The organism is Steroidobacter gossypii (genome assembly GCF_016801985.1).
In the GTDB taxonomy this organism is placed as follows: Bacteria; Pseudomonadota; Gammaproteobacteria; order Steroidobacterales; family Steroidobacteraceae; genus Steroidobacter; species Steroidobacter gossypii.
The window spans coordinates 424,034-448,739 of sequence record NZ_JAEVLS010000004.1; the positions used below are offsets into that span (position 1 = coordinate 424,034).

16 protein-coding genes and 1 pseudogene are annotated in these 24,706 nt (G+C 62.6%); 3 read left to right on the forward strand and 14 right to left on the reverse strand.

What is annotated here, in order from left to right:
- Positions 1 to 69 precede the first annotated feature (69 nt).
- Positions 70 to 2,388 (reverse strand): PQQ-dependent sugar dehydrogenase, encoded by a 2,319-nt coding sequence (locus tag JM946_RS18830; RefSeq protein WP_203168903.1) that lies wholly within the window; start codon positions 2,386 to 2,388, stop codon positions 70 to 72.
- Positions 2,389 to 2,605: 217 nt separating this feature from the next.
- On the reverse strand, positions 2,606 to 3,223 hold the full coding sequence (locus tag JM946_RS18835) for a porin family protein (protein ID WP_203168904.1): 618 nt from the start codon (positions 3,221 to 3,223) through the stop codon (positions 2,606 to 2,608).
- A 287-nt stretch (positions 3,224 to 3,510) separates the two neighbouring features.
- Here JM946_RS18835 and JM946_RS30530 point away from each other — a divergent pair.
- Positions 3,511 to 4,227, forward strand: a pseudogene (locus JM946_RS30530) (DUF6597 domain-containing transcriptional factor); the annotation flags it as partial.
- 31 nt (positions 4,228 to 4,258) lie between these two features.
- On the opposite strand, the gene JM946_RS18840 reads toward JM946_RS30530, so the two are convergent.
- The 6 genes from JM946_RS18840 to pcaD all read right to left on the reverse strand — a co-directional run bounded on the left by JM946_RS18840 (position 4,259) and on the right by pcaD (position 11,619).
- Positions 4,259 to 5,449: a PQQ-dependent sugar dehydrogenase gene (locus JM946_RS18840; RefSeq protein WP_203168905.1), complete on the reverse strand. Its 1,191-nt coding sequence runs from the start codon at positions 5,447 to 5,449 to the stop codon at positions 4,259 to 4,261.
- Positions 5,446 to 5,934, reverse strand: a complete 489-nt coding sequence (locus JM946_RS18845) for a hypothetical protein (RefSeq protein ID WP_203168906.1) — start codon at positions 5,932 to 5,934, stop codon at positions 5,446 to 5,448. Before JM946_RS18845 ends, JM946_RS18840 begins: the two co-directional genes overlap by 4 nt.
- A gap of 92 nt (positions 5,935 to 6,026) precedes the next feature.
- A complete protein-coding gene (locus JM946_RS18850) occupies positions 6,027 to 7,766 on the reverse strand; it encodes an amidase (protein WP_203168907.1) in 1,740 nt (579 codons plus the stop codon).
- 502 nt (positions 7,767 to 8,268) lie between these two features.
- The gene (locus tag JM946_RS18855; protein ID WP_203168908.1) at positions 8,269 to 8,682 is read right to left on the reverse strand and encodes a hypothetical protein; all 414 of its coding nucleotides are present in this window, start codon (positions 8,680 to 8,682) and stop codon (positions 8,269 to 8,271) included.
- 466 nt (positions 8,683 to 9,148) lie between these two features.
- Positions 9,149 to 10,705, reverse strand: a complete 1,557-nt coding sequence (locus tag JM946_RS18860; protein ID WP_218042981.1) for a S10 family peptidase — start codon at positions 10,703 to 10,705, stop codon at positions 9,149 to 9,151.
- Between the two features lie 155 nt (positions 10,706 to 10,860).
- Positions 10,861 to 11,619, reverse strand: coding sequence for a 3-oxoadipate enol-lactonase (gene pcaD, locus JM946_RS18865; RefSeq protein ID WP_407700582.1), 759 nt, complete (start codon positions 11,617 to 11,619; stop codon positions 10,861 to 10,863).
- Between the two features lie 200 nt (positions 11,620 to 11,819).
- Between pcaD and JM946_RS18870 the strand changes: the two genes are divergently transcribed.
- Positions 11,820 to 12,788 (forward strand): LysR family transcriptional regulator, encoded by a 969-nt coding sequence (locus JM946_RS18870; RefSeq protein ID WP_203168911.1) that lies wholly within the window; start codon positions 11,820 to 11,822, stop codon positions 12,786 to 12,788.
- Between the two features lie 3 nt (positions 12,789 to 12,791).
- Here JM946_RS18870 and JM946_RS18875 read toward each other — a convergent pair whose 3' ends face one another.
- On the reverse strand, positions 12,792 to 13,415 hold the full coding sequence (locus JM946_RS18875; RefSeq protein ID WP_203168912.1) for a TetR/AcrR family transcriptional regulator: 624 nt from the start codon (positions 13,413 to 13,415) through the stop codon (positions 12,792 to 12,794).
- A gap of 89 nt (positions 13,416 to 13,504) precedes the next feature.
- Between JM946_RS18875 and JM946_RS18880 the strand changes: the two genes are divergently transcribed.
- Positions 13,505 to 13,990, forward strand: a complete 486-nt coding sequence (locus JM946_RS18880) for a DinB family protein (RefSeq protein WP_203168913.1) — start codon at positions 13,505 to 13,507, stop codon at positions 13,988 to 13,990.
- An 8-nt stretch (positions 13,991 to 13,998) separates the two neighbouring features.
- Here JM946_RS18880 and JM946_RS18885 read toward each other — a convergent pair whose 3' ends face one another.
- The 5 genes from JM946_RS18885 to JM946_RS18905 all read right to left on the reverse strand — a co-directional run bounded on the left by JM946_RS18885 (position 13,999) and on the right by JM946_RS18905 (position 24,648).
- Entirely contained in the window at positions 13,999 to 16,143 is a 2,145-nt protein-coding gene (locus JM946_RS18885; protein WP_203168914.1) for an ATP-binding cassette domain-containing protein, read from the reverse strand.
- Positions 16,136 to 18,868, reverse strand: a complete 2,733-nt coding sequence (locus JM946_RS18890) for an ATP-binding cassette domain-containing protein (RefSeq protein ID WP_203168915.1) — start codon at positions 18,866 to 18,868, stop codon at positions 16,136 to 16,138. The genes JM946_RS18885 and JM946_RS18890 overlap by 8 nt, the downstream gene beginning before the upstream one ends.
- Positions 18,865 to 20,049 carry an HlyD family secretion protein gene (locus JM946_RS18895; RefSeq protein ID WP_203168916.1) on the reverse strand — a complete coding sequence of 395 codons (1,185 nt, stop codon included), beginning with the start codon at positions 20,047 to 20,049 and terminating at the stop codon, positions 18,865 to 18,867. Before JM946_RS18895 ends, JM946_RS18890 begins: the two co-directional genes overlap by 4 nt.
- 479 nt (positions 20,050 to 20,528) lie before the next feature.
- The gene (locus JM946_RS18900; protein ID WP_203168917.1) at positions 20,529 to 22,385 is read right to left on the reverse strand and encodes a hypothetical protein; all 1,857 of its coding nucleotides are present in this window, start codon (positions 22,383 to 22,385) and stop codon (positions 20,529 to 20,531) included.
- Positions 22,386 to 22,431: 46 nt separating this feature from the next.
- Complete coding sequence (locus JM946_RS18905) at positions 22,432 to 24,648, reverse strand: cytochrome-c peroxidase (RefSeq protein WP_203168918.1); 2,217 nt, start codon at positions 24,646 to 24,648, stop codon at positions 22,432 to 22,434.
- Positions 24,649 to 24,706 lie beyond the last annotated feature (58 nt).

Consider the following 24,706-nt stretch of genomic DNA (forward strand, 5'->3'; position numbering starts at 1 on the left):
CGTCCCGGGTGAAAGATCCCGCAAGCGTCTGCACGCCTCACGGCGCGCAGACGCTTTTTTTTGCGCGCTCTAATTGCAGCTCGACAGCGAGTTGATCCATTCGCGAATCAGCGCTACGCCCGCCGTATCGACCTGCGCGCCAAGGCCGTTCGGCGGCATCGCGTCCGGATGATCCCGCAGATTCATACGCGCCGGGATAACGGAGCGATCGGCGGCGCCAGGCGCAATGAGTCGAGCGTCGGCAATGCCGACATCGCCGAGGGTTGGAGCGACATCGCAGGCGCCGGTACTCGCGAGCGGCGTCGAGTACTGCAGATCCATGCTGGCCGTCGTCGGTCCGTTCGGGCGATGACATAGCGAGCAGTTGGTATGCAGGTAGGAACGAGCTCGCTCGCTCAACGTGCCCGCGGTGCCAGTGGGATCGGGGTATGCAACCTCCGCAGCCGGAGCGGCGATCGGCGGCGACAGCGTGTTGATGGTGTTCAACGTCAGCAGTTGATGCCCCTGTCGACCGGTTTGCGGATACGTGATGCTGGTCGCGAGCTGTTTCGTTTCCAAGCCAAGCGAGCGCCCCGCAGCTTCGGTGTGACACTGCAGACACTGCGCCTCGCTCGGATAGATCCACTCCTGCGCGCCGACAGGCACACGCTTGCCACCGCGGACCAGCGTCGCGTCGCTGCCCTGAGCATTCCATTCATAGGTGTAGCCCGCCCAGACTCCGTCGGGGTGTCGCATGAACAACCGCGTTTCGATCAGGCGATTATCGAGGCGGAAGTTCTTCATCAACACCGTGCCGTTGGGGAAATCCCAATCACCGTTGGCGCCGACTGCGATGTTCTGGCCGTCTGGCAATGCCATCCAGCGCTCCTTGGCCGCGCCGTCGGACCAGAATGGCGCGCTGGGCGTGTACGGAATGAGGCCGCTGGCCGGCGCTGTGGGATCAGTCGCACTCACGCAGCCTGTGGCGGACAGCTGCTCGGGAACGCCGGGCGCACTGCTACCGCCCGTGGCCACGATGCGATGTAGGGTGCCTCGCATGTTGACTACATAAAGCTCGCCATCTGGATCTTCAGCAAACGACGACGGGTTCAAGCCCGAATCGAAGCCCTCAGCGGCGGTCATGTTCAGGGTCGGCGCGCTGCCGTTCGGGATGCTCCAGATGCGTCCGCTCACGAAGTCGGCGAAGAAGTAACGACCGATCAGGTTCGGGAAAGCGCTGCCGCGATACACATAGCCGCCGGTCACGGCCTGACCGAGCTCGTGGGTGTACTGCGCGATTGGCGGCAACATCGCACCGACCGGCGTGCCGCAGCCGCCCAGCTGGGGATCCTGTGTACCTTCGAAACAACGCCAGCCATAGTTGCCGCCGCGGACCACGCGATTCACTTCCTCGATGTCTCGCTGGCCGACATCGCCCAGCCACAGATCGCCGGTGTCCCGATCGAAACTCCAGCGCCAGGGATTGCGCAGACCCCAGGCCCAGATCTCGGGACAGTTCTGCGGGCCGGCGCCGTTGACGTTACAGAGCGTGGTGCTGTCGGCAAATGGATTGTCCGAGGGGATGCGATACCGCGCCGAACCCGTGGTTCCGCTGATATCGATGCGCAGCACCTTGCCAAGCAAGGACCGCAAATCCTGCGCGTCGTTCCGGCGCGCCGAGTTGCCGTCGCCCGTTGCGAAGTACAGATAACCGTCGGGACCGAAGATGATATTGCCGCCGTGGTGATGCACCGAGTCCTTGGCGATCGTGATCACGACCTGCTCCGACGCTGGATTCAGCGTCAGCCCGCCGTCGGGTGATGTGAACTCGGACAGATGGGTGTCCGGGCCGCGGCCACCGCTGTAGTTCAGGGTGGTATAGACGACGTAAGCCCTCGGCGTCGCAGGGAAATTCGGGTGGAACGCCATCCCCAGCAAACCGCACTCGGCGCACGAGGATTCGACGCGCGCGCCGATGTCCAAAAACATCGAGGCGGTGGTCACTGCCGGATTGTTCTCGAACACTTTCACTGTGCCGAAGCGTTCGACCACGAACCAGCGGCTGCGATCGCGCGGCGCCTGGATCAGCAGCAGCGGATTCCTGCTGGTGCCATTGGGATTGGCGAACCTGAGGTTTGGAAACACTCGCTCAGTGGCGAAGCTGGCGTTGCCGGTCGGGCGAGGTGGCGCGATACAAGTCGTGTTGCTGGGACGCGCGTCCAATCCCGCGGTCGCGGCCGGCGGCTCGGGATCCGGATTCGGTGGCGCCGGCGGATCCGGCGGTCCCGGTGAAGTGGGCGGCGGCTCCTGTGCAGCCTGCCCGCCACCATCGCCGCCGCTGTCGCAAGCGGCGATCAGCAGCAATGCCAATGACAGCAACATCCCTGTTGAGAGCTTCGCCTGGGGCATGAGGGCGTCCTCGTTATAAGTGTCACCCGCGTTTTCCCTAGTGCTACGCCCAACTCCCCTGGTTCGTTCCCGCGGAGGGTGCGGCGGATGTTTATAAAGATTCGGACGCGTTCAAGCGTGTACTCCGAATACTACGTCGGATTTTTTATCAGTTATTTCGGAGCCGGCGAGCTGCCGCCGACGCGATCGAATCGCGCCGGTCAGCCGCCCGGACTGTTTAGAAGTGGAAGCCGACGCCGAAGGTCGTTTCGAACGTGTTCAGCGAATCGTCGAAGCGATCCACCACTTTGTCGAGATAGCGATAGCGCGCATCCAGCCGCAACGACACCTTGTCGGTTACGAAATACTTGGCGCCGACGCCCGCGTTCGCGGTGAAGCCGTTGTCGTCACCGATGCGCACCGACCCGCCGTTCACCGCTCCGATGATCGGGCGATCGAGATCCGCGCTGGCGTAACCGAGACCCGCAACCACGTACGGCACGAAACGTCCGCTCGGATTGAAGTGATAAACCGCATCGACATCGAACGTGGTGAGGTCCAGATCGATATCGCGTCCGGGCAGACCCGTGACCGCACTATTGGTCTGTCCCAACGACAATTCAAGGCCCCACGCATCGGTGAAGTTATAACCATAGCGCAGGCCGTAAGTCACATCGTCATCGAGCTCGGGCGTGCGTCCGGAGATTCTGCGATCGGTCAGGTCGTCGCCGAATGTTTCGCCCACGTACGCATGAACTTCCTGACTGCCCGCGGTCACCTGCGCCATCGCCGGCACGGCGTTGAGCGCAAGCGCGCCCAGTGCAGTCAGTCCAATCAGACTCTTCTTCGTCAACATCGTTCTCTCCTAAAGATTCATTCACGATCGCATCGCTGCGACGTGGGAGAGAGATTGCGCTCGCAAGCGATGTCGATAAATCGGCCGACGCAGAAGAACGTGTTGCTTGGGATTCAACAATGCTTGGGGAACTCGAAGCCAGCACTGCCCTCGTCGTTCAAGACAACGCGACGCCGTTTGTGATTGCGCCGGTTCGTTCTGGACATCATCGCGCCGCGCTCTAAGATGAGCGCATGCATGGCTCGAATCTCGACAGCCTCGCCGCACCCTCGCTGATTCGCGAGGAAATGAGCTATTGGCTGCTGCAGCCGACCCCTTTGCTTCGAGCGGAGGTGAAGTCGTACTACGTCGTCGACGTAGCGGCGCGCGCCATGGACAAGCACGAACTGCACATGCCTGACGGCTACGCGGAGCTTGTCTTCGTGTTTGGCGAAGGCTACCAACGCGCCGATCTCGAGCCAGCCGCAGCAGCGGCGAATATGCGCCGCAGTTACGTCATCGGTGGGCGCAGTCGATCCATTGTGACTTGCGACCGCGGGCGCATTCGAGTCATCGGAGTGAAGCTCGAGCCCCGCTCGTTGCGAGGATTGCTTCGTTCGCCACTGACAGACTATCGCGACTGTACAGTGGAGCTACCCGATTTGAACGATCGCCGCCTGCTCGCGCTGGAAGATCAGCTGGCGAATTGCGCCGATCCGCATGAGATCGCCGTGGCGCTCGATCGCTTCCTGCTCGCGCGCCATGCCACGATGAACGAGCGGGATCCGATCATCGAGCACTTGATGCACAGGATCCGCGCAGAGTACGGCGGCACGCTGCTGACCCAGGCGGCGCGGGATTACGGGATCGATCCACGAACGTTGGAGCGACGTTTCATCGCGTGGTCGGGCATGTCCGCCAAATCGTATTGTCGCATCGTGCGCTTCAAGCTCGCATACCACGCGTTCCTGCAGCGCTGTTCGGGCTGCGTCAGGGATGCAGACCCGCTGCGGGGCTATTACGATCAGTCGCACTTCATCCGGGAATTTCGCTTCTTTACTGGAACGTCGCCGCGCCAGGTGGCTGCGCAGCGGACATCTGCGTCGACTGATGTGACGAATCTTCTGCTGGCCCGGGATGTGTCCGCCGCGTCAGGCGCAGGACCTGTCCGGAACGCGGCTCGCCTTTGACCGATTCGATCACCACGTAGAGCGCACCATCGGCGCCGACTTCGACCTGGCGAAAGCGCGCGTCCATATGTTCTAGCAAGCGCTCCTGCCTGAGGACTTTGTCGCCGTCCATATCGATGCGCCGCAGATGTCGATGACCGAGCACGGCCACGAACAGGTCGCCCTCCCACTCCGGAAACATCTCGCCGCGATAGAGCGCGACACCGCCTGGGCCGATCGATGGCGTCCAGTAGACCAGCGGTTCTCGCATGCCCGGGTATGTTTCGAAGGGCGAGATACGTGCGCCGGAGTAATCGAGGCCGTGGGTGGCGATGGGCCATCCATAGTTGGCCTGCTTCTCGATGACATTCACTTCATCGCCGCCGCGGGGCCCGTGTTCGGCGAGATACACGACGCCGCTCATTGAATCCACGAAGAGGCCCTGCGGGCTGCGGTGGCCATATGACCAGATCGCCGGTTCGGCGTCCGTGCGGCCGACGAATGGATTGTTCTGCGGGATACTGCCGTCGTCGTTGATGCGAACCACCTTGCCCAGCAGACTGTCGAGTCGCTGAGCGTGCTCGCGGAAATCCGCACCCTCTCCTGTCGTGACCAGCAGCGTGCCATCGGGCATGAAAGCGAGGCGGCCGCCGTAATGCACGGAGCTACTTTTGGGTGTCGTGTCGAAGATGACCGTCACGTCGGTAAGCGCGTTGTCACGTAGCACGGCGCGTACGACGCGAGTGGTGTTGTGCTTCTGACTGCCGTGGGCGAGCGATAGATATAGCGTCGCGTTGGTTGCGAACTGCGGATGCGCCACCACGTCGAGCAGGCCGCCCTGCAACTTCACGAACGCGGGCGGCACATTTGCGATCTTCGCGAGTCGTGTGCCGTTGGCATCCAGTAGATACAGCGCGCCGGAACGCTCCGTGACCAACATGCGGCCATCGGGCAAGATCTCCAGCCCCCAAGGCGTGTCCAGGCCTTGAGTGATGACATCCACTTGCATGTTTGTCGCCGCGGTGCTTTCGAGCGCCACCGCCAGCATAGCTATTTCGACCCAACGTTTGAGACTCAAGCGCGTGCCTCCGATGGCTGCATCAGGACTTGGAACAAATAACCGGCGCATGCGCCCGCAAAACATTGCGCCAGGTTGCCGAGCCAGCCTCGCGCGCCAGCAAAGGCGTAAACCTCGTATGTCTGGAAGCTCAGCACCAGAATCGTGGCGATGGCGGTAGCGCCGGCAAGTGGGTATAGGAATGGCTCGATCTTCGCGGTACTCGTCGCGCGCAAAGCGGCGTAGCGAAGCAACGCTGCGATGGGAAATGCGATCGCCAGCCCGATGAAGATCAGGCTGCCGTACTGAGTCCATACCAGGGACGGCGCCAGGCCGCGAACGTCGAACCAGAAGGTGCGTGCGGCATCGGCGAATGAGATCTGCGCGCCGACCTCGCTGAGACGCCACAGATTGGCCGCCGTAAACAGAAAGGAAGCCAGCAGGTAACCGGCGCAGCCGGCGATGACGAAGGCGAACGCGATGCGGACCAGGCGAGCGGCTTGCATTGCTACTCCATTGGCAATGCGCCGGAGCATGCTGCGGAGGGCGGCGCCGGTATTGTATTTTTCCGGCGCCGCCGTTCAGCTCGCTTTCTGGGTTACAGATAGTTCAATCGGCGCAGCCTCGGCACCAGGAACTGATCCAGTTTCGCGGCGTGCGTCTTCAATGCGCTCGAAGCGAAGGTACGCGATGGCTTTTCGGATGTGCGACTGCCCTCGCCCTGCTGGAACGTGCGGAGGAAGCGCGGCGCTCGATGGACAGCCGCGGCTGCTTCGAACCCGGACGCGACGCGTATCAATGTCGGCTCGCTCCAGGCCGATGCCATGAACGTGATGCCCACGGGCAGCCCGAACACATAACCGGCAGTGACACTCACGAGCGGGTAGCCCGCAACGGCCGCGAAGCCGGAGCTGCCGAACAGGAAGGCATCGCCGTTGATGAGATCGGTCGGCCACGCCGGTGAGTTGGTCGGCGCGACGATCGCGTCCAGATTGTGAGTGGCGAGCACCGCATCGATGCCCCGCTCGGCCGCGAGCTGCCGACCGCGTACCAGCGCCTGCTGATATTCCGCTTCGCTGAATACGTCCGATTCGGCAAGCTCCATCAACTCCTGTCCGAAGAACTTCAGTTCGCGCTCGGCGTGCTCGATGTTGAACTGAATCACGTCCGCCAGCGTGCCCACCGGCACGCCAGAGCGCGTCGCAAGATAAGCGTTCAGATCGCGCTTGAACTCGTAGATCAGCACGATGAGCTCGGATTGATCGGCGTTGAACTCGTCGAACGACGGAAACTCCACCGGATCGATCACCACGGCGCCGGCATCGCGGAGCACTTGAACGGCTTCCTCGAAGACTTCATCCGTTTCAGTGGTGGCTCCGGTGAACTGCCTCGCGATGCCGATGCGTGCGCCTTTGAGGCCGGTCGAGCTCACGTACTGCGCGTAGTTACGTGAGAAATTGCCAGCGCTCGCCGCTGTCTTCGCGTCGCGTTGGTCGACGCCGGTCAGTGCACCCAGCACTGTCGCGGCGTCGGCCACGCTCCGGCCGTGCACGCCGACTGTGTCTTGAGTATCGGAAATGGGCACGACGCCTGCGCGACTTGTCAGTCCCACGGTGGGCTTGATCCCGGCCACTCCGCATTGTCCTGAGGGGCAAACCACCGAGCCGTCGGTCTCTGTGCCGAGAGCAACTGTTGTGAGTGCTGCCGCCACCGCCGCCGCCGAGCCCGAGCTGGAGCCGCAGGGATTTCGATCTAGCACATGCGGATTGCGACACTGGCCGCGCACGCCACTCCAACCGCTGGAGCTTTGAAAGCCGCGGAAGTTTGCCCACTCGCTGAGATTGGCCTTGCCGAGAATGATGGCGCCAGCATCACGCAATCTTCTCGCCACCGTTGCATCCTGCAAGGCCGACGCCCCGGCGAGCGCCAGCGAGCCTGCCGTCGTTTGCATACGATCGGCGGTGTCGATGTTGTCTTTCAGCAGAACTGGAATCCCATGCAACGGCCCTCGCGCTCCTTTGCGTCGACGCTCCTGATCGAGCTGCATGGCAATTCGTCGTGCGTCCGGATTGAGCTGCACGATACTGCGCAGGTCGAGCCCTTTGTCTATGGCCGCGATTCGCCGCAAATAGATATCGACCAACTCCGCCGCGCTGATCCTCCCCGCCGCCATTCTCGACTGCAGCTGCGCTATGGAAGCTCCCGCGACATCCCGATCCCCACCCGGATCGCCACCCAGTTCCTGGCCCGCTTCGGCTGCGACGCTCCCATTCCCCCACCCCGCCAGCGCCGCCCCTCCCGCCATCGCCCCGACCCGCAGAAACGATCGCCGGCTCACCCCACCCTGCTCAGACTCCCGATCCTGCGTAGGCGAACCCGACTCTGCCTCTTGTCGACCCGCATGCCCCTCTCGCTTTTGCATGTCCGTCTCCCCCGGTCGTGTGAGAAACGGCTGTTATATCTCGGGGCGCAGCAGGAAAATATCAGGAACTGATTGACAGCAACTTGACAGCAACCGGGGCTACGGCGTTGCTGCCGAAATGTTCGTGTGGTCATGCCGCGACCGCCGAAGTCGACGCTACATCCCTCCGCCGAATGCAGATCGGGGCCCTACACCTCGTTGAACATCTCGATCTCCCTTCTTCGCGAGTTGGAGCGCAACGCCGTATTTACTGGCTTCCCGCCAGAGGCATTGGTCAGGTTGCAGCGAATCCTCGGTCGCCATATAGAACCAGAAGCGCACACACCAGGTCGTGAGCTTCGAGCTGGCGGCCGCCGTCCTGCGCGACCCGCTCGCCATACAAGACGCGCGATCTCGCAAAAGCAGACCGCAATATCCATCATCGTCTGTGACCATGTGGCGCAGACAAGGCGGCGAGATGATTCCCTAACGCCTCCCTCAGCTCCCCCGCATTCGAGGGGGCGAGTGCCATCGAACGCTCAAAGTGCGTTCTGGCCTCCGAAACCTGGCCAAGCAACTCACTCATCGCCCCTTTGAAATATTCATCGTACTCAGGGAAACTAGCAAAGTATGTGGCAGTCATGTTCAGCGCCGCAGCTTCGCTTGCAAGCAGCCCCTCGAATCTCCAGCGCATGAGCACGTTCATGCGGCCTCGAAGTTCGAGCGGCGAACCGTCTCTAGCGGCCATTTCCCTCAGGCTTTTGCGCGCGATTACATCGTCGCCAAAGATGAGCGCAGTCTCGAACAATTCTTTCAGGAACCGCGTCGAAGTTTCCTTCCACGGAAACTCCATGCTGGGGTGTGGAGCATCGCCAGCACCCGGTCATAGGCCCGACGGGACAATGCGTTGCTCACTGCATACACGCTAGCGTAAGGTCTCGACCATCCAGGCAACTTATCCTCAGAGATCATCGAGAACACGGATACGTAGAACTCGCTAGCGTTGCTTGACGGCATGCGTAAGGAGTGTTTGATCAGTTCGAACACCAGCAACAGTGCACTTGCAAGTTTTATGAGCATGTTGATGAGTGGCTATGCACAGTTCGGCGCTCCCGCGCGATCGCCCAAGGTCGCCGGCACCGCCAAGCTGATGCCACCTGCGTGGCGCTGGTGGGGCCCGATGACCGGGGTAGGGTCCAGGTCAATATCATTTGATATTTTGAGAATCTTCTTGATGCCTGCTCGATCCGCCCAGCGCATCATGCCTCGAACACAGCCACCGCTCCCGGAGGCCGCATGCCTCCGGGAGCGTTCCTTCCTCAGTTCGAGTTCTCGACGATAAACGTCTTGGTGGTCTCGCCGAACTTGCCCATGGAGTCGGTGTGCACGTACATCATGTGGCCGGCTTCGTAATATTCGATGTGAATGTTACGACGTAGCTCCGGAGTGATGTTGAGGTGGTCGACGGCGTGCTGGACGGTGCCGTACGGGCAGGCGAGGTCGAAGTAGCCCTGCTGGATGAGGACCTTCATTTTCGGGTTCATGGTCATCGCGTACGAAAGGTCGGGCAGCACGTTGGCGTACGGGATCGGGCGGCCGTTGGAGTCCGGCTGTACGTGAGTGTTGTCCCAATCTTTGTAGAGGCCGGCCGAGAGCACGTACTTCAGATCGGTGACGACGCCGAGTTCGCGGCGGGCATAGTCGTTGAAAGTGGCGACGACGGCCGGAGCGACGGCGCTGGCGTAAGGATCGAACGCGGTGGTCTCACCGATGCGGCTGGGCATGCCGGCGGAGAACCGTGAATCGATGCGGCCGATGGTCTTGCCCTGCGCGCGCATCAGCTCCTGCAAGAAATGATTCTCGTCCATCCGCAGATTGGCGGCGTCCCAATACTGCGCGCTCACGCCCGTGTAGCGCTGCAGACCTTCGAGCGCAGCCTGACGCTCTTGGGCAGTAGCGCGTGCGCCTTTGAACAGCACCGGGTGATAAACGGTATCGATCCACTGCTCCACCTCGCGCAGGAACGGCACCAACTCGGGCGGCTGCGGATTCAGCGCCTTGTGATACCAGGCCGTTGCGGCGTACGTGGAAAGGAAGTTCGCGTCGCCCGCGTCGCTGTTCAATCCCGCGGTCGCGGTGAGGAAGTCCATGTAAGGCGACACCAGCACGATGCCGTTCAGCGACACGTTGTGACGGGTCAGCAGATCGTAAGTCACGCCGCCGGTGCGAATGCCGCCGTAGCTTTCGCCGATGATGAACTTCGGGCTGGCCCAGCGCTGGAATTCGCCCAGATAGCGCACGATGAAATCGGACACCGACCGGATGTCGTTGTCGACGCCCCAGAACTGCTTGCCCTCGGCCTTGCCGACCGGGCGCGAAAAGCCGGTGCCGACCGGATCGATCAGCACCAGATCGGCGCGATCGAGGAAACTGTATTCATTGTCCACCAGCTTGAACGGACCGCGCGTATTGCTCTCGAGATCCTGGATCACGGCGCGACGCGGGCCGAGGATGCCCATGTGCAACCAGGCTGAGGCCGAGCCCGGGCCGCCGTTGTATGCAAACACGATGGGCCGGGTGGTCGTGTCCTGGCCGGTGCGCACATACGAAGTGAAGCCGAACAGAGCGATCGGCTCGTCCTTCTCATTCTTCATGAGCAGCGTGCCGGTCTTGGCCTCGTAGTCCACCGCCTTGCCGCCGATCCGGATCTGGTGTCGCGTGGTCCACACCTTGGGCTCGGGCGCCGGCCTTTCCTGCTTTTCTTCCTGCTGTTTTTCCTGCTCCACCGGCAGCGTGGTCTGAGCGGCGCCGGCGAGTGTCGGCGTGGCGAGCGACAGGAATGCAGCGAGTACAGCGACGAGGCGATAGTTGGTCATCATGCATCCACCAGTCTTGCAACGGAGGGCGGCAAGTATAGGGCGACTGCCGCTGGGACACATGAAGGTTGTGTCAGACCTCGAAGCTGCTGCCGAGTGCCTGCACGGCGGCTCGGCAGTCCCCGTCCAGAATAGAGGATTTCGCGCAGCGTAACTCAGCCTTCCAGAAAATCGGTCACCGTCTGAATGAACTGCTCCGGTTGTTCGATGTTCGAAAGGTGCACCACCGGCAACACCACCAAACGGGCACCCGGAATCGCAGCGGCGATCGCCTCGCCATGGCTAGCCGCCGTGACCGTGTCATGGCGGCCAGCGATCACCAACGTGGGACGGTTGATGAGCGCAATCGTGCGACGCAGGTCAGCATCGCGCACCGCCGCCCAAGCGCCGGCAATGCCGTGACGGTCCGTCGCTAACAACATCGCGCGGAACTCCTTCACAACCGGCGCATCCGATTCCATCCACTGCGCAGGGAACCAGTTGCGAAGAAACATTTCGGCCGTTTCCTTCATGTCGGGCGCTTGCTCCACGGCGTGGATCGCCGCATCCCACTGCCTGGCCGGCCCGAGGTACGGCGAAGTGTTGGCGAGCACCAGCCGATCGATGCGCTCGGGCGAGTGAATACCCAACCATTGCCCAACGAAGCCGCCGAGCGAGAGCCCCAGAAAATGAGCTCGGTCGATCTGCAGCTCATCCATGAGCTCGATCACGTCACGTCCGAGACGGTCGAGCGAATACGCGCCGAGCGGCGCTCCCGATTTGCCATGACCGCGCGTGTCGTATCGAACCACGCGATAATTGCGCGCGAGGGCATCGATCTGCCCGTCCCACATATGCAGCGATGTGCCAATCGAGTTGGACAGGATGAGCACCGGCCGATCCGCCGGACCGTCGATGCGATAGGCCATGCGCATGCCGTCGCCGGTCGTGAAGAAAGATTCGGTGGAAGAATGCGCAGGCGACCCGCTCAAAGCGGCAGTCGCGGCGATTGCGGTCAAGGCTGTTTTGAGGCTCATCGAAACATCTCCTGGCTGGTCGTCGTGGGAAATCGTAGCCAGTCCGCTGTTCGATGGATATTATTAACTTCGGACAGACTCTGTAACTTCTTCTGACAATGGCTCAGTTCACTCTCAACGAGCTTCAATGCTTCGACGCGGTAGTGCAGGCCGGCGCGTTTCAAGCGGCGGCCACACGTTTGCATCGATCCCATCCCGCGGTGTTTGCAGCCGTCGCGAAGCTCGAACAGCAACTTGGCGTGCAGCTGCTCGATCGCAGCGGCTATCGAGTTCAGCCCACCGAGGCGGGACGTTCGCTGCATCGTCGTGTGCAAGGGCTGCTACAGCTGGCCGAGGACGTGGGCACGCATGCCAGACAGCTGGCCATGGGCGAAGAAACACAGCTCAGAGTGGTGCTCGGCGATCTGTGCCCGCGCCCCGCTCTGCTGGGACTGCTGAGCACGTTCTTCGCTCGCTTTCGTCAGACTCGCCTGCACCTGCACTTCGAGGCAGTCACCGGGCCGTGGGAGCGCCTGTTCGACGATGAGGCGGATCTCATCGTCCACCGCATCGACAAATCCGACGAGCGACTGGAGTGGATCGATCTGGGCAAAGTGACGCTGATCCCGGTCGCGGCGCCGGGCTTCTTGCCCTTCCCCGTGACAGCGACGATCGCGCCCGCGCAGATGCGCGATCTCACTCAGTGTGTGATTCGCGATACGACGCGGCGAGGTCCGGGCGAAAGTCACTACATCGTCGACGGCGCCCATCAATGCACCGTGGCCGATCACACCATGAAAAAGGAGCTGATCGTGCAGGGCATGGCCTGGGGCCATCTGCCGCGATTTCTGATCGAGGACGAGCTGCGCGACGGTCGCCTGGTGTCTCTCGCAGGTCGTCACTACCCCGGCGTAGTCGAAGATCTGGTGGTCGCACGCCGCGCCGATCGGCCGCATGGTCCCATCGCGAGCCGCCTGTGGTCGTACTTGCAGGAGCAAGCTCCGTCGGTGCGATCCCAACTCGCCCCCGCTCCGACTCGCGGTCGATCGGAGCCGCGCAGTCGCCGTCGAGTCAAACCTCGTCGATGACAGCTACTGCAGGTATCGCACGATGAGCCGCGTGGCCTCCTCTACCAGCGCGGCGAATACTTCTTCAGTAAACGATTGGGAGTGATGCAAGACCGCCGTGTGCGTCAACGCCTCGATCGAGGTCACGCAGACAAAGGTCGCCAGGTCGAGATCCACGACGCGGATCTCGCCGCGATGCCTCTCCAGGAAGGCTTTGAACAAGACGAAGTTCTCGCGATTGAAAACTTCCACGCTCTCGAGCTTGCCGGTGCGCGGCAACTGCTCGGCGAGCACGCGATGTAACTTCGGATCGATGCGATGCGCGTCGACCGCCATCGCTACCAGCCTGCGCACGGCTTGTTCCATCGGCAGATGCTCGACTGCCGCGAGCGTACCTTGCACGAGCTCCATGGTTTGCCGAGTGTGGCGCTCGATGACTGCCGCAACCAGCGCCTCTTTGCTGGGAAAATATTGATAGAGCGAACCCACGCTTACGCCCGCCTGCTCGGCGATGCGATTGGTGCTGGCCTTATCGAAGCCCTCCTTGACCAGAATGCGAGCAGTCGCTTCCACCAGCGCATCCACAGTCGCGCGCGAACGCTCCTGAGAGGCGTGCTTTCTGGGCCTGGTAAGCGGTTTTCGCGCCATCGGCTGCGCTCCGGAATGCGAGTAGGCAATGCGAGCTATCGCTCGTATTCTGCACCCGTCCGCTGAAATGGCAACGGAGGACGAACGCCATGTCTTTCAATCCCTACACGCAGCTCATCGATGTCAAACGCTGGGCAGATCGCGGCTTGTACGACACGGTCCGGCAGAATCTCCCCCGGCTGACCAGCGAAGACCGGTGGATCATGCTTCGCATCCTCGATCACATCCATGCGGTCGACCGCATCTTCCAGCATCACCTGCTGGGACTGCCGCACACGTTCAAGGCAGCGCGCTCCGAAACGATGCCCGAGCTGCCGGCGCTGGCGCAAAGCACGCAGGAAGTGGACGAGTGGTATTCCTTTTACGTGCGCAGCTTGTCGGATGACGATTTCCTGCAGCCGGTCGAATTCACTTTCACCAGCGGCAAGCAGGCGCGCATGACTCGCGGCGAAATCCTTCTGCATGTATGCATGCACGGCAACTATCATCGCGGCAATGCCGGCGCACTGTTGCAGATGAGGGGCATGACGCCGAGCCGTGACTCGATCACGGACTATATCGAGGAGGCGGCGTGATCGCTTGCTCAGGGATGAGCAATCACGAGCAGCGTCGGCGCTCGGGAGAGAGCACAACGCAAGCAACGATCCAGAGTGTCTGGATCCAGCGCTGCAAAACTCTCATCGAGCACGACCAGCTCGGCGCGCTGTAACAACGCGCGAGCCAGAAACAGGCGGCTGCGCTCGCCATGGGAAAGTTGCCAGCCGGTTTCGCCGACGATTTGCATCAGCCCCGAAGGCATGCGGTCGAGCAACTCGCCCAGACCGAGCTCACGGCAGAGCTCGTCGGCCTCCTCCAGATCCGACTCCTCGGGTGGCCAACGCCGGCCCATGAGCAAGTTGAAGGCGAACGTTCCGCTGAGTACGTGGTTCTCATGGAACTGCGGCGCGGCGGTGCTCAGCCGCCGCCACGTGTCGCCCCAAGTGTGCCGGTCGAGGCCGTCGAGCAACAGCAAGCCCGATTCCGGTTGACGCAGGCCGACCAGCAGGGAGGCCAGCGTCGACTTGCCACCGCCGGACGGCCCCTCGAGCAGGATGCGATCCTTGCGATGAATGGTGAAGTGACAACCGTCGATGACCGGCGCCGACTGCGGTCGCTGACGGTAGACGAGATCGCGTGCGTGCACCAACACTCTGGCCGACTCTGCAGACGATGGGCTCGGCTCTGCAGCGGCCGGCAGTGTGCCGGCAGAGTCGTCGCTCTCACTTGCTGCCGCGAATAGAGGTGCAACTTCCTTCGCCGCCACCGCAGCTCTCAGCAGCGAGGACAGGCCGACCGCGACCGAGCTCAGCGCACGATGCGCCAGCAACACACCACCGAGCGCAATGGCAAGCCCCGTCGTCTCCGCAGCGCCTGAAACAAACGCGGGCGCAAGCCCCAGCAATCCGACAACGAGCCAGCCACGCGGGACACCCGCGGCGAGGGGAACGTATGCGCCATCGAAATCCTTCGAGGAAGTCACGTAGCGGTCGAGTTCGTGATCTTCGTCTTCGTGTCTGTGTTCGGCCGCCTGTTGAACCATGCGCGTACGGTGGCCAACCATACGCTCGATGAGATCGTGAGTCAGGCCGAGTCGAGCCTGGCTCCACTTGCGCAGCCGGACGTAATAGCGCTTCGCGAGGACGGCCGTGATGAGCAACCAGCCCAACAGCAACACTACGTGCCACGCGCCGCCTGCTCCCATTGCCAGCACCCATGCCGCCAGCCCGAGCTCGATGCTCGCGATCAGCACGGCGAAGCCGCCGCTGAGCGCCATCGACTCCAAAGCCTCTGATTCGATCACACGGCTGAGCCACTGGCCCGCGCCGCGTCGTCGCGCTTCTTCCATGCTTATTTTCAAAGCGCCTGACAGCAGCCGTTGTTTCAACAGCACCGCAGCCGCAATCGACAAGGTTCCCTGCAGCCAGCCCCCGGCCAGTCGCAGCGGCACGGTACCCAGCAACAGCAACACCCAGGCGAGCAGCCAGCCGGCGTCGAGCTGGCCCGCCAGAGCGCCACGTCCGATGAGGGACCAGCCGGCAATCTCCATAGCGAACAACGCCCCGAAGATCGCCAGCATCGCGACCAGACGGTCTGGCAGCCGCTGGTAAGCGAGTTGCTTCCAGAAACTTGCCGTGGTCGGGATCCTCAGCAGCCAACAGCCAGGCACGCGCTGCCCCGCCATGCGCTCCTGAATCAGCAGGCGCTTGATCTTTACTCTGCGCCGGGGCGCGATGTTTGTTTGCTCCAGCAGCGCGTCTACATCCGCGATCACCGGCCGCTCCTGCTCGGCGCACAGCGACGCTTTCACCTGCTCGAGCGGGAACTCGACGATGCGCAGCTCACGATCCACCAACACCGCCATGCGCGCGCGAGAACGAAGCAGCAGCAAGAGCGAAGGCTCGCCGGATTCTGGTCCGTCGATCTCTCGATAGCGCAGCAGCGCAGGCCCGGCGCCACGCAGCAGTTCTTCGACTTCCGCCCCGCTCGCTTCGACGGGCTCAACTTCGATGCCCTGGCTCGCGCCCACATGCAGCAGCCAGCGATCGAAATCTTCGTGATCGGGCGAGCCTTGGAATGCGGGCATGGACGCAGTGGAGTGCGACGGTTTCATGCCAGCAAGACGCGCCAGCGAGGCAACCGCCTCGGGCATGCGGCTCACGGGCCACGCCAGTGCGGCGAGCTCACTCATGGCCAGCGCTGCTCCGTGGAGTCAGAAACATTCGGCTCGACTCCTGCAATCGGCCGCCATCCAGTCGAATGCGACGCCACAGCGCCGCGCTCCAGACTCCTTGACGGAGCGCTTCTTCAACGTCGAGCAGATTGCGATAACGCGAGCCTGCGGCGAGCGCCAGCTCCTCGGGCCGACCATCCTCCACGATGCGGCCATTCTCAACCACCAGCACACGGGGAAATGCTCTGGTTTCGCCGACATCGTGAGTCACGCAGATCAACGTCGCGTCCTGCCAGAAGCGGCGAACCTCGGTGAGATGCCGATGCCGCTGTTCGCGATCGAGACCTCTGAACGGCTCATCCAGCAACGCCAGGCGCACATTCCGTTGCCACATCGCTCGCGCGAGGCGCAATCGCTGACCTTCGCCTCCGGAGACTGAAGCGCCACCTTCCGCCAACACGGTCTGCAAACCCTGCGGCTGCCCGACGAGCATTCGGACCAGATCGGCGCTTTCCAGGATGTGCGTCAGTGTGGAGTGTGGCCCGGCGCTCGAGCTGTAGCGCAGATTCTCCAGGAGCGAGCGATTCCAGAGTTGAACCGCTGGATCGACCCACGCAGTCTCCCCACGAAGTTGCGACAGCCGTGCTGTAGTGAGCGCCACGCCATCGATGAAAACGGAACCGGCGGCAGCCTGATGCCAGCCCAGTAGCAACCCCAGCAGACTCGACTTGCCGGCCCCAGACGGCCCGACGATGGCCACATGCTCACCGGGACGAATGCTCAAACAAACGTTCTGCAAGATCACGTGGCCAGCGGCGACCACGTCCACATCTTTCATTTCGATGGCGATGGCCGTGGAGCGCTGCACCGGATGCGGTCCCGGCTTTCTCACGACGCCCGCCTCTGGCTGCTCCGGCGCTTTGATAGGCTCGAGCAGACGCAGGGCGACATTACGTTGCGCGGGATATTGAGCCACCAACGTCGCCAGGCTCTCGGCCAGTGTGGGCAGCTTCACCACCCAATAAACAAGCAACAGCAAACTGCCTGTGATGCCCGCCGATTCTATGTGTCGGAGCAGTAGCCAACCGGCCAGTGAGATACAAACCAACGATTGCAGCGCCTTCACCAAAAGAGTCGGACGCAGGACGCTGCGCGCGGCGCGAGCCCACTCGGTCAGTAAGCCCTCGTGCTCGCGTCGCACCGATCGTTCGGCGGAGTGCGTGCGGATGGGAACGATGCCCAGCAAAGCGTCCAGATAAAAACCATGCAAAGCGCCGGCGTGGCTGCGAGCGCGCATGTCCCGCTCGCTCAACATCGGCTGGGCCGCAATCAAGATGCCCACGGCAAGAATGGCGATGGCAGCCGCGAGCGGCAGACTTTGCACATCGATAACTGCGATGCCCACCAGAGTGAACATCAACTCCCACCCCACTCTCACCATTCGAACTGCGAGGTCCGGCAGCTGGCGCGAGAGATAGATACTGTGCGCGCGCTCGGCCACGTCTGAAATGGGCCGGCTCTGGAAATACCGATCGCTGAGCCGCGGCAGTTTTTCAAGCAGCAGCAGGCGCAGGCGGGATTCGAGCCGCCGCCCAAGACGCAACGACTCTTCCACGATCGGGAATTCGAATACCCATAGCAGCGTGGTGAAACATAGCAAGGCTGCGAACGCGACGGCGCGCTGACTGGCGACGCTCAGATCCTGCGCGACCTCGAACAGACCGCGAAACAGCAGTGCTTCCATGATTAGCGCGCCGACAGCAAAGCCCAGTGCCGCGAGCAGCGCTGCAGGCGTGAGCACACCATCGGCTCGTATCATGCTCCACAGCTCGCGCATCGGGTGCACGGCGCGCTCGGTAAGCGCCGCGCGAAGTTCTGGTATCAGTTGCTCGGCTCCCGGAGTGGATGGCAATCGCCCGCGTATTCGCATTAACACGGCGCCACGCAGCAGCAGCTCTTCGCCGCCGGAATCTGCCATCGGCAACACTGCCCAATACAGCAGTGGGATGGCTTTGCATGTTCCCGGCGCTTCCTCCGCGCTACGCGCGACCAGCGTTTCGAGCAATTCGATTGCTTGCTCTCCGCGCCGGACGCCATCTCCAGCGGTCAGTGCGCCGAGCAACCGCGTCGCCGCGTCTACTGTCGCCATTGCGTACCAGTGATTCTTCTGCGTGGCGCGCGCGACGATATCGTTCGCTTTCGCTGGCGAGGCGCCGAGCGCTCGAAGCCGGCCGATCATGATTTGGACGGTCTCGCCCGACACCGCCCATTCGTGCCAATCGGCGGCAGGCACACGCAGCCGATGGGGAAACAATTCACCGGTAAGGCGACGACAGGTCGTCCACCGCCGCCCGACCGCTGGGTCCATCACCTGCAACCACCGGCCATGCCGCCGCCACACGATCACGAAGTGGGTCATGCCATTGGGATGCTTGATCGTGACCATCGCCGGCAACGCATTCGCCTCCGGCACCCACAGATAATCCCTGGGCAACATCACCTGCTCGGCATCCAGACCCAGCTGGCGCGCGACGCCCTCGATCATGTCGATGGAGGTGCCGTCGATCGAGGTCTGACAGGCCTCGCGCAGCCGCCCATAGCTGGCCGGAATGTGAAATCCTTCCAGCAAACATTTGAGCGCCGCCGGCCCGCAATCCATGGCCGAGGTCTGGATCACTTCGGGCACCCACCAGCGGCGGCGGGGCTTGAGCAGACGTTCCTTGATGGCGGGCCAGAAACTCACGATGTGGACTCGCGAGCCTGCCCCATTTGCGCCGGTCGCGACATTCGTTGGCCCGCCGCTCGCAAGGCCAGCACGAGCGGAGTCGTGCGCTCGACGGCCACTTCCACTGAGCCCGGCAACCCGTGCTGTAACAATCGCGGATCCTGACCCGGCTCAGGCGTCAACTCGACCCGGATGCGACCGCCGCGAATCTCGCTGGCCATCCGCTCGACCTTGAGCGCCAGCGTGCCAAACTGCGCCCAAGGAAAACCATCGAGCCGCATGCGGGCAGCTTGCCCCGGCACAACCCGTCCCATGACCTGCTCGGGAACGAACTCCGCGACCACTCGCAGATTTCCCGAGGGCACGACGCTGCCGAGCACGCCGCCCTCATCGACGAATGCGCCCACATCCAACTGTGGAGCTTCTCCGATCACACCATCCACGGGCGCACGAATGATGTGCTTCTCGATGTCCTGGCGCAGACGCGCGATGGCTGCCTTCGTCAGTTCGCTCGCCCCTTTCAATTCTGCGACTTGGCGTCGCAATGCTTCGAGCGAGGCGCTGCGCTCACTCGCCTTGCCGTAGGCGTCTGCCTCGAGGCGCTTGATCTCGAATGACAACGCGTCGGCGGCTGAACGCGCCTTCACCGCTTCGGCACGTGCGCGCAACTGCTCGATCTCCGCGACGCGACCGGAAGCGCTGAGCTGCGAAAGTCGGCGAACATTCTCATCGGCGAAGTTTGCTGTTGCTAGCGCCTCCTGATAGCGCGCCCGCGCATGTTCGACTGCACTGGCGGTCACTCGCTGCGCTTGTTCCGCCGCCTTCTGCTCGTCGGCGAGCTGTTTCTCCAGCGCCTGCAATTGCGGTGGAATGGCCTCGAGCCGCGCTTCTTCCTCGGCGAGCCGAAGTCGCTCGCTGCTGGCGTCGAACTCGACCAGCACCTCGCCGGCCTTGACCTGCCGGCCAAGCCGCACCGACGTCGACTGAATCTTCGCTGGCAATAGCGCCGCGATCGGATGCGCCGCCTGCGCCACTTCGAGCCGCGCCGACGTCGACAGCTCGTAGGTAGTCACACTCGCGAACGACAGCCAGCCCAACCACGCGAGCAGCAGCGCCGCCACCAGTCCCCAGATGATCAAGGCATAGCGCGAGCTGTCATTCGCCAGGGAACGGCAGGTGCGCATGAAAGAAGTAGCCATGACTAAAACATCGACTTGTGTCGATCGAATGGTCGACCGAAGGGGAAGCCGTCGCCACGACCCGCTGCCGGCGTGCGAACAATGGCGACGGTTCCGTTCCCTCGGAATCCGCAAGGAGCAACCGTGCTCCTAAGTCATTCCCATTTAGGGATTACGCTCCGCAGCGTCCGCCGCCGCTGCCCGGCGGGAGGATGCCTGCACGTACCTGAGTTTTGACCTTCATGGTCGTTCTCCTGTCATGGCGTTCCGTGCCCATCGCACGTGGATCGGCCAGCCCCATGCTGGCCAGGTCAGTGGAGTGAGATCAAGCGCCGCAGCGGCCGCCGCCCACGCCCGGGGAGATCGGCGCAACCAGCGCGCCGGCACGCACATGAGTTTTGACTTTCATGGCTATCGCTCCTGTCATTGCATTCCGTGCCCATCGCACGTAGATCCGGCCAACCCCACGTTGGCCGAGTCCGGTCGGCAGCCGCGCCGGATCACGCGTGGATCCGTGGCGAAATATCGATCGCGTCGCCGGTGACGACGATGCGCAGCTGCAGTTGTTCCTCCAGGTCGTCCGTCAGATAAGGCAAGTGGCCACCCACTGTCGCAAGGTGCTCCGCCGTGTAGACCGCTTCGAGCAAGCGATAGTGGATGGCGAGGTCCGTTCCGGTGAGAGGCCGGGACGGAGGCTGCCGGCCCAGCAGCTGGTTGATGTTCTGCTGGATCTCGGCGCTGGCGCGGACGATCGCCTGTTCGCGTCGGAAGTAATCCATCAGCACCGCCGTCATGCGTGCGATGGCGGCATCGTCGGCGCCTCGGATCCCGTCGAAACGTCTCTTCAGTAAGGTGTGCAGCGAGGCGCCGGCTGCGGCATCGTTTCCTACCGCGATCGGGGCAATGCGCTCCTTGAGCGACTCGTCCACTTCCGTTGTATGCAAAGCATTCGCAGATCGCGCATACATTTCGACATAGACCTGCTCGCGCTTCAGTCGTCGCTCCTCGGTGTTCTGACGCGTGAGCATGCGCAGGAACGTGAGACTGCGCTCCATGCGCTCCTGGAATGGCCGCGCGCGGTCGTCGGCCCATTCGGCCACGATGGGAACGAGTTGCTCGTAACTCCGAGTCATCGCCGGCCAACGGGAGAAAACGACGGAATACGCCTGCAGGCCGTGCAACACGTACTCGAAAACCTGGTCGAGGTCGTTGAGCGCTGCTTCCACCTCAGGCGCGAGCTCCACCGATGCGGCGTCCTCGATCTCCTGCCCGTCCATGATCACACGCAGGAACTCCTCGATCATCGCCCGCGGACCGGCGCAAACGCCGTGGTCCGAGATGAAGATGTCATTACGCTCTGCGTAGGCATACAGCTCTGCGCTCGTCATCGGCGCGTGCAGAGGCAACGTCGGCTCGAGATCTTCGGAGAACAACATGTGATGCATGACCATCCGCACGCCGTCGGTAACGCGGTACATCGACGAGAGCACTGGATGCAGCTGCCCGTTCTCGACCCGATCCTGAGCGCGCAGCATCAGATAACCGGGTATCGACAGCACCAGCGCCGACAAACAATGCAGATCGCCTACGGTCCATTGCTGCCTGGCGCGCGGAAACTTCTGCAAATACACCTCACGTACCCGCAGCAGCGCGACCATCATCTGTTTCCAATGCGCTCGCATGGACTTGAGCGCAGAAACATTCATCGGCCGCTCGTGTTGGTAGCGACTGCCGGCATGCGGACAGGCGCGCCATTCGGTGGGCACTTCTACCCGCAGCGCCTTCGGGAACACGTTGCCCTCACCGACCTGGCGACCTTCTGCATCCATAGCTACGTGCGGGATGCGATACAGCGGCAGCACCAGTTCCAGATAGCCGAGCTCCAGCGGCCGACCGGTCAGCTCCGGAATGAGCGCCTCGGCTTCCAGCCAGGTTCGAGGAACAGCGCATGGCGCAGGAGGCAGCGGCGAGGGTCTGGATGGCTCGCGCGATGCAGGCAGCTCCGGTTCGGCTTCGGCCGTCGCGCGCTGCAGGACGCCCTCATCGACGAGCTGTTCGAGCAACTCCCGGATGCGCGGCCATTCGTAATTCGGACCCCACGTCGTCGCTGTGCCAGCAATGAAGCGCGGCTGCTTCGCCAGGCCCTCGCCGAACTCGAACAGCTCCGGCTCGTCGAACGAGATTTCCTTATCCCCGTAGTAGAGCCGCAGCTCGGTGACGCCGCCCTCGCCCGTCACGTACTGAGCGAAGACGCGCTTGTGCTTTGGAAAGATCAGCTCGTCATCGGCCCCGAGCCAGCCCGCTCCACGCTCCTGCCCCAGACTGTCCTGCACCGAACAGCTTTCGCGCGATTCCATTGCGTGCATCTCCTTTGCGTGTGAGCGGCTGGCTGCGGGCTTACGGCTATTGCGCCGGCGTACATTCTCCGATCGGGGTGAAGATGGCGTCGTTCGGATCCAGGTCGAGGAATGTCTGCAACGGCTGCCAGGAGCCGAACGCCCCGACGGCTTCGATCTGAATCCTGCCGTCGGTGTCGAAGCCATCTTCGGCCAGGCGCAGTTCCGGATGATCGAACGGCGCCATGCGATGTTTAACCCGCGCGTCGGTCAGTGACAGCATGAAGGCGACCAGTTGCTGTTCCTGCGCGGCGCTCAAGCCGAGCGGTACGATGCTCTTGTCCAGCTCACGGCCGTTCAAGCGACAGAAATTGCCGCCGCGGTTGTAGAACTGCACCACCTGGCGCAGCGTGGCCACGCCGCCATTGTGAAAGTAAGGTCCGGTCAGCTCGACATTGCGCAGGCCAGGCGTCTTGAAGGCCCCATCCACCGCGATGCGCTGAAAGGCCGGCAGAATGGGCTCGCTCGGCTCGCACACGCCATTGTTGTTGGCATCCTGGCAAACGTCGCTGCCGAGATCCTCATCGGTGGCCAGCAGCTGATCGTTGCCGATGATGGGGAACGTCATCGGCAACAGCTCCAGACGCTCGAACAAAGCCTGGCGCGAATACGCGAGCGGATAGCCGTTCAGATCGTTGCCGCCGCGACCGAGATCGTCCGTGGCCGGCGTCACGCCGATGTTATAAAAGCCGACGTCATACAGCGCCACGCCCTGGCCCATGGCCATCGCTCGAATGACGCCCTTGCCGCTTTGCGCCTCCCGCACCGACGCCTTGGTCAACTCCGGGCCGGCATGACAATCGATGCACTTGCCTTCGTTGACGAACAGATTCAAGCCCGCCAGCTCCTGCTTGCCGAAGCCGTAATTGAAAAGGCCGGTCTCCATCCACAGATCGAACGGCGTCAGGTCGGACACCAAGGTCGATTCGTACAGTGCGACCGCGAGCCCGAAGAACAATCCAAAGTTCGCCTCCATCTGAGTGAACGAATCGACACTCGGCGTGGGTAGCGCGATCATGTCCGGCGAATTCCAGTAGCGCTCATGGAACGCGCGCTTGATCAACGATTCATACGAAGTCTTCAGGCCATGCGCGGTGACGTTCGACAAGGGACCGAGCACCGAGTCGAGCCGATGGACCCTTTGCAAGCCGAGCGGCACGAGTCGTTTGCCCTCCGGTGAACGCCGTAACAGTTTCACGCCGATCTCGGCGAGCGAGCGTGCGTTGCCGTGCGCCGGGCTGCCGTAGGACATCTCCACGAAACTCACCGGCGCATCCATGGCCTGCGAAGCGAGACTCGCGTTATCGAGCGCGACGATCTCTTGCACCAGGCCCTGACCGGCGCGATTTACATACACCCTGGCTCGCAGATCCTGTGCGCCGAAAGCGCTCTTGCCGTTGAAGTGAGGATTGGCGCGACCGTCCCAGAAATTGGTGAAGTTGAATACAGCGTTGATGACCGACGGCGCGTTTCGCGGCTCCACGCGCCGCACGTTGCGCCCGCCGACGTGCCAAGTGGGATCGGGAAGCAGCGTGCCGGCATCGAACACGGAGCCGGGCCGCACACCGTCGAAGAACGTGAACAGCGTGCCCATCGAAGAAATGATGTCGTTGCTGTTGTTATTGCCGGGAAGCACCCGGCCGTCGGGCGCGCGATAGTACTGCTCGATGGATTTGATGAGCGGAAAATCCTCACGCGTGATCTTTTCATTCGGTTGTCGCGTCTCGAAATTCAGATCGGCGTTGATGGGCGCCAGGTAATAGCCGATCACGTCGTCGATGCGATCGTCGACGACCGTGAGCCGATCGGGATTGAATTGATTCTTGGTCCGCACGTCGGCGCCGGCGTGGTAGTGACAGCTGGCGCAGGCCATCAGCCCGTCGCTGCCGAGCTGCATGTCCCAGAACAAGGCCTTGCCCAACTGCACGGCCACCTTGCGATTCTTGACGAACTCGTCGAGCTGTCGAGGCAGCGGCACCCCTTTGTCGTTACGCACCGCCCGACGCAGCGAATCCAGGCCCAGCGCCCGCGCCTGCTGTGGCGTTCGTATCGTCGTGATCGCGGTCGGCGATCCGCCGCCCGGGCCATTGTTTTGTGCCGGCGTGTTCGCGGCCCAGCACATCGCGGCGCAGCCGGCGCCGATCAGTACGATGCGAGTGTGCCGCAGGATTCGAAAAAAAAGCGAGGAAGACGGCGTTGAATTCACGCCAGCCGAGCGATCCATGCTGATGACTCCACGGGTTAGTTATTGTCGATGTGAATATTTGTTGTCTGATATCGCC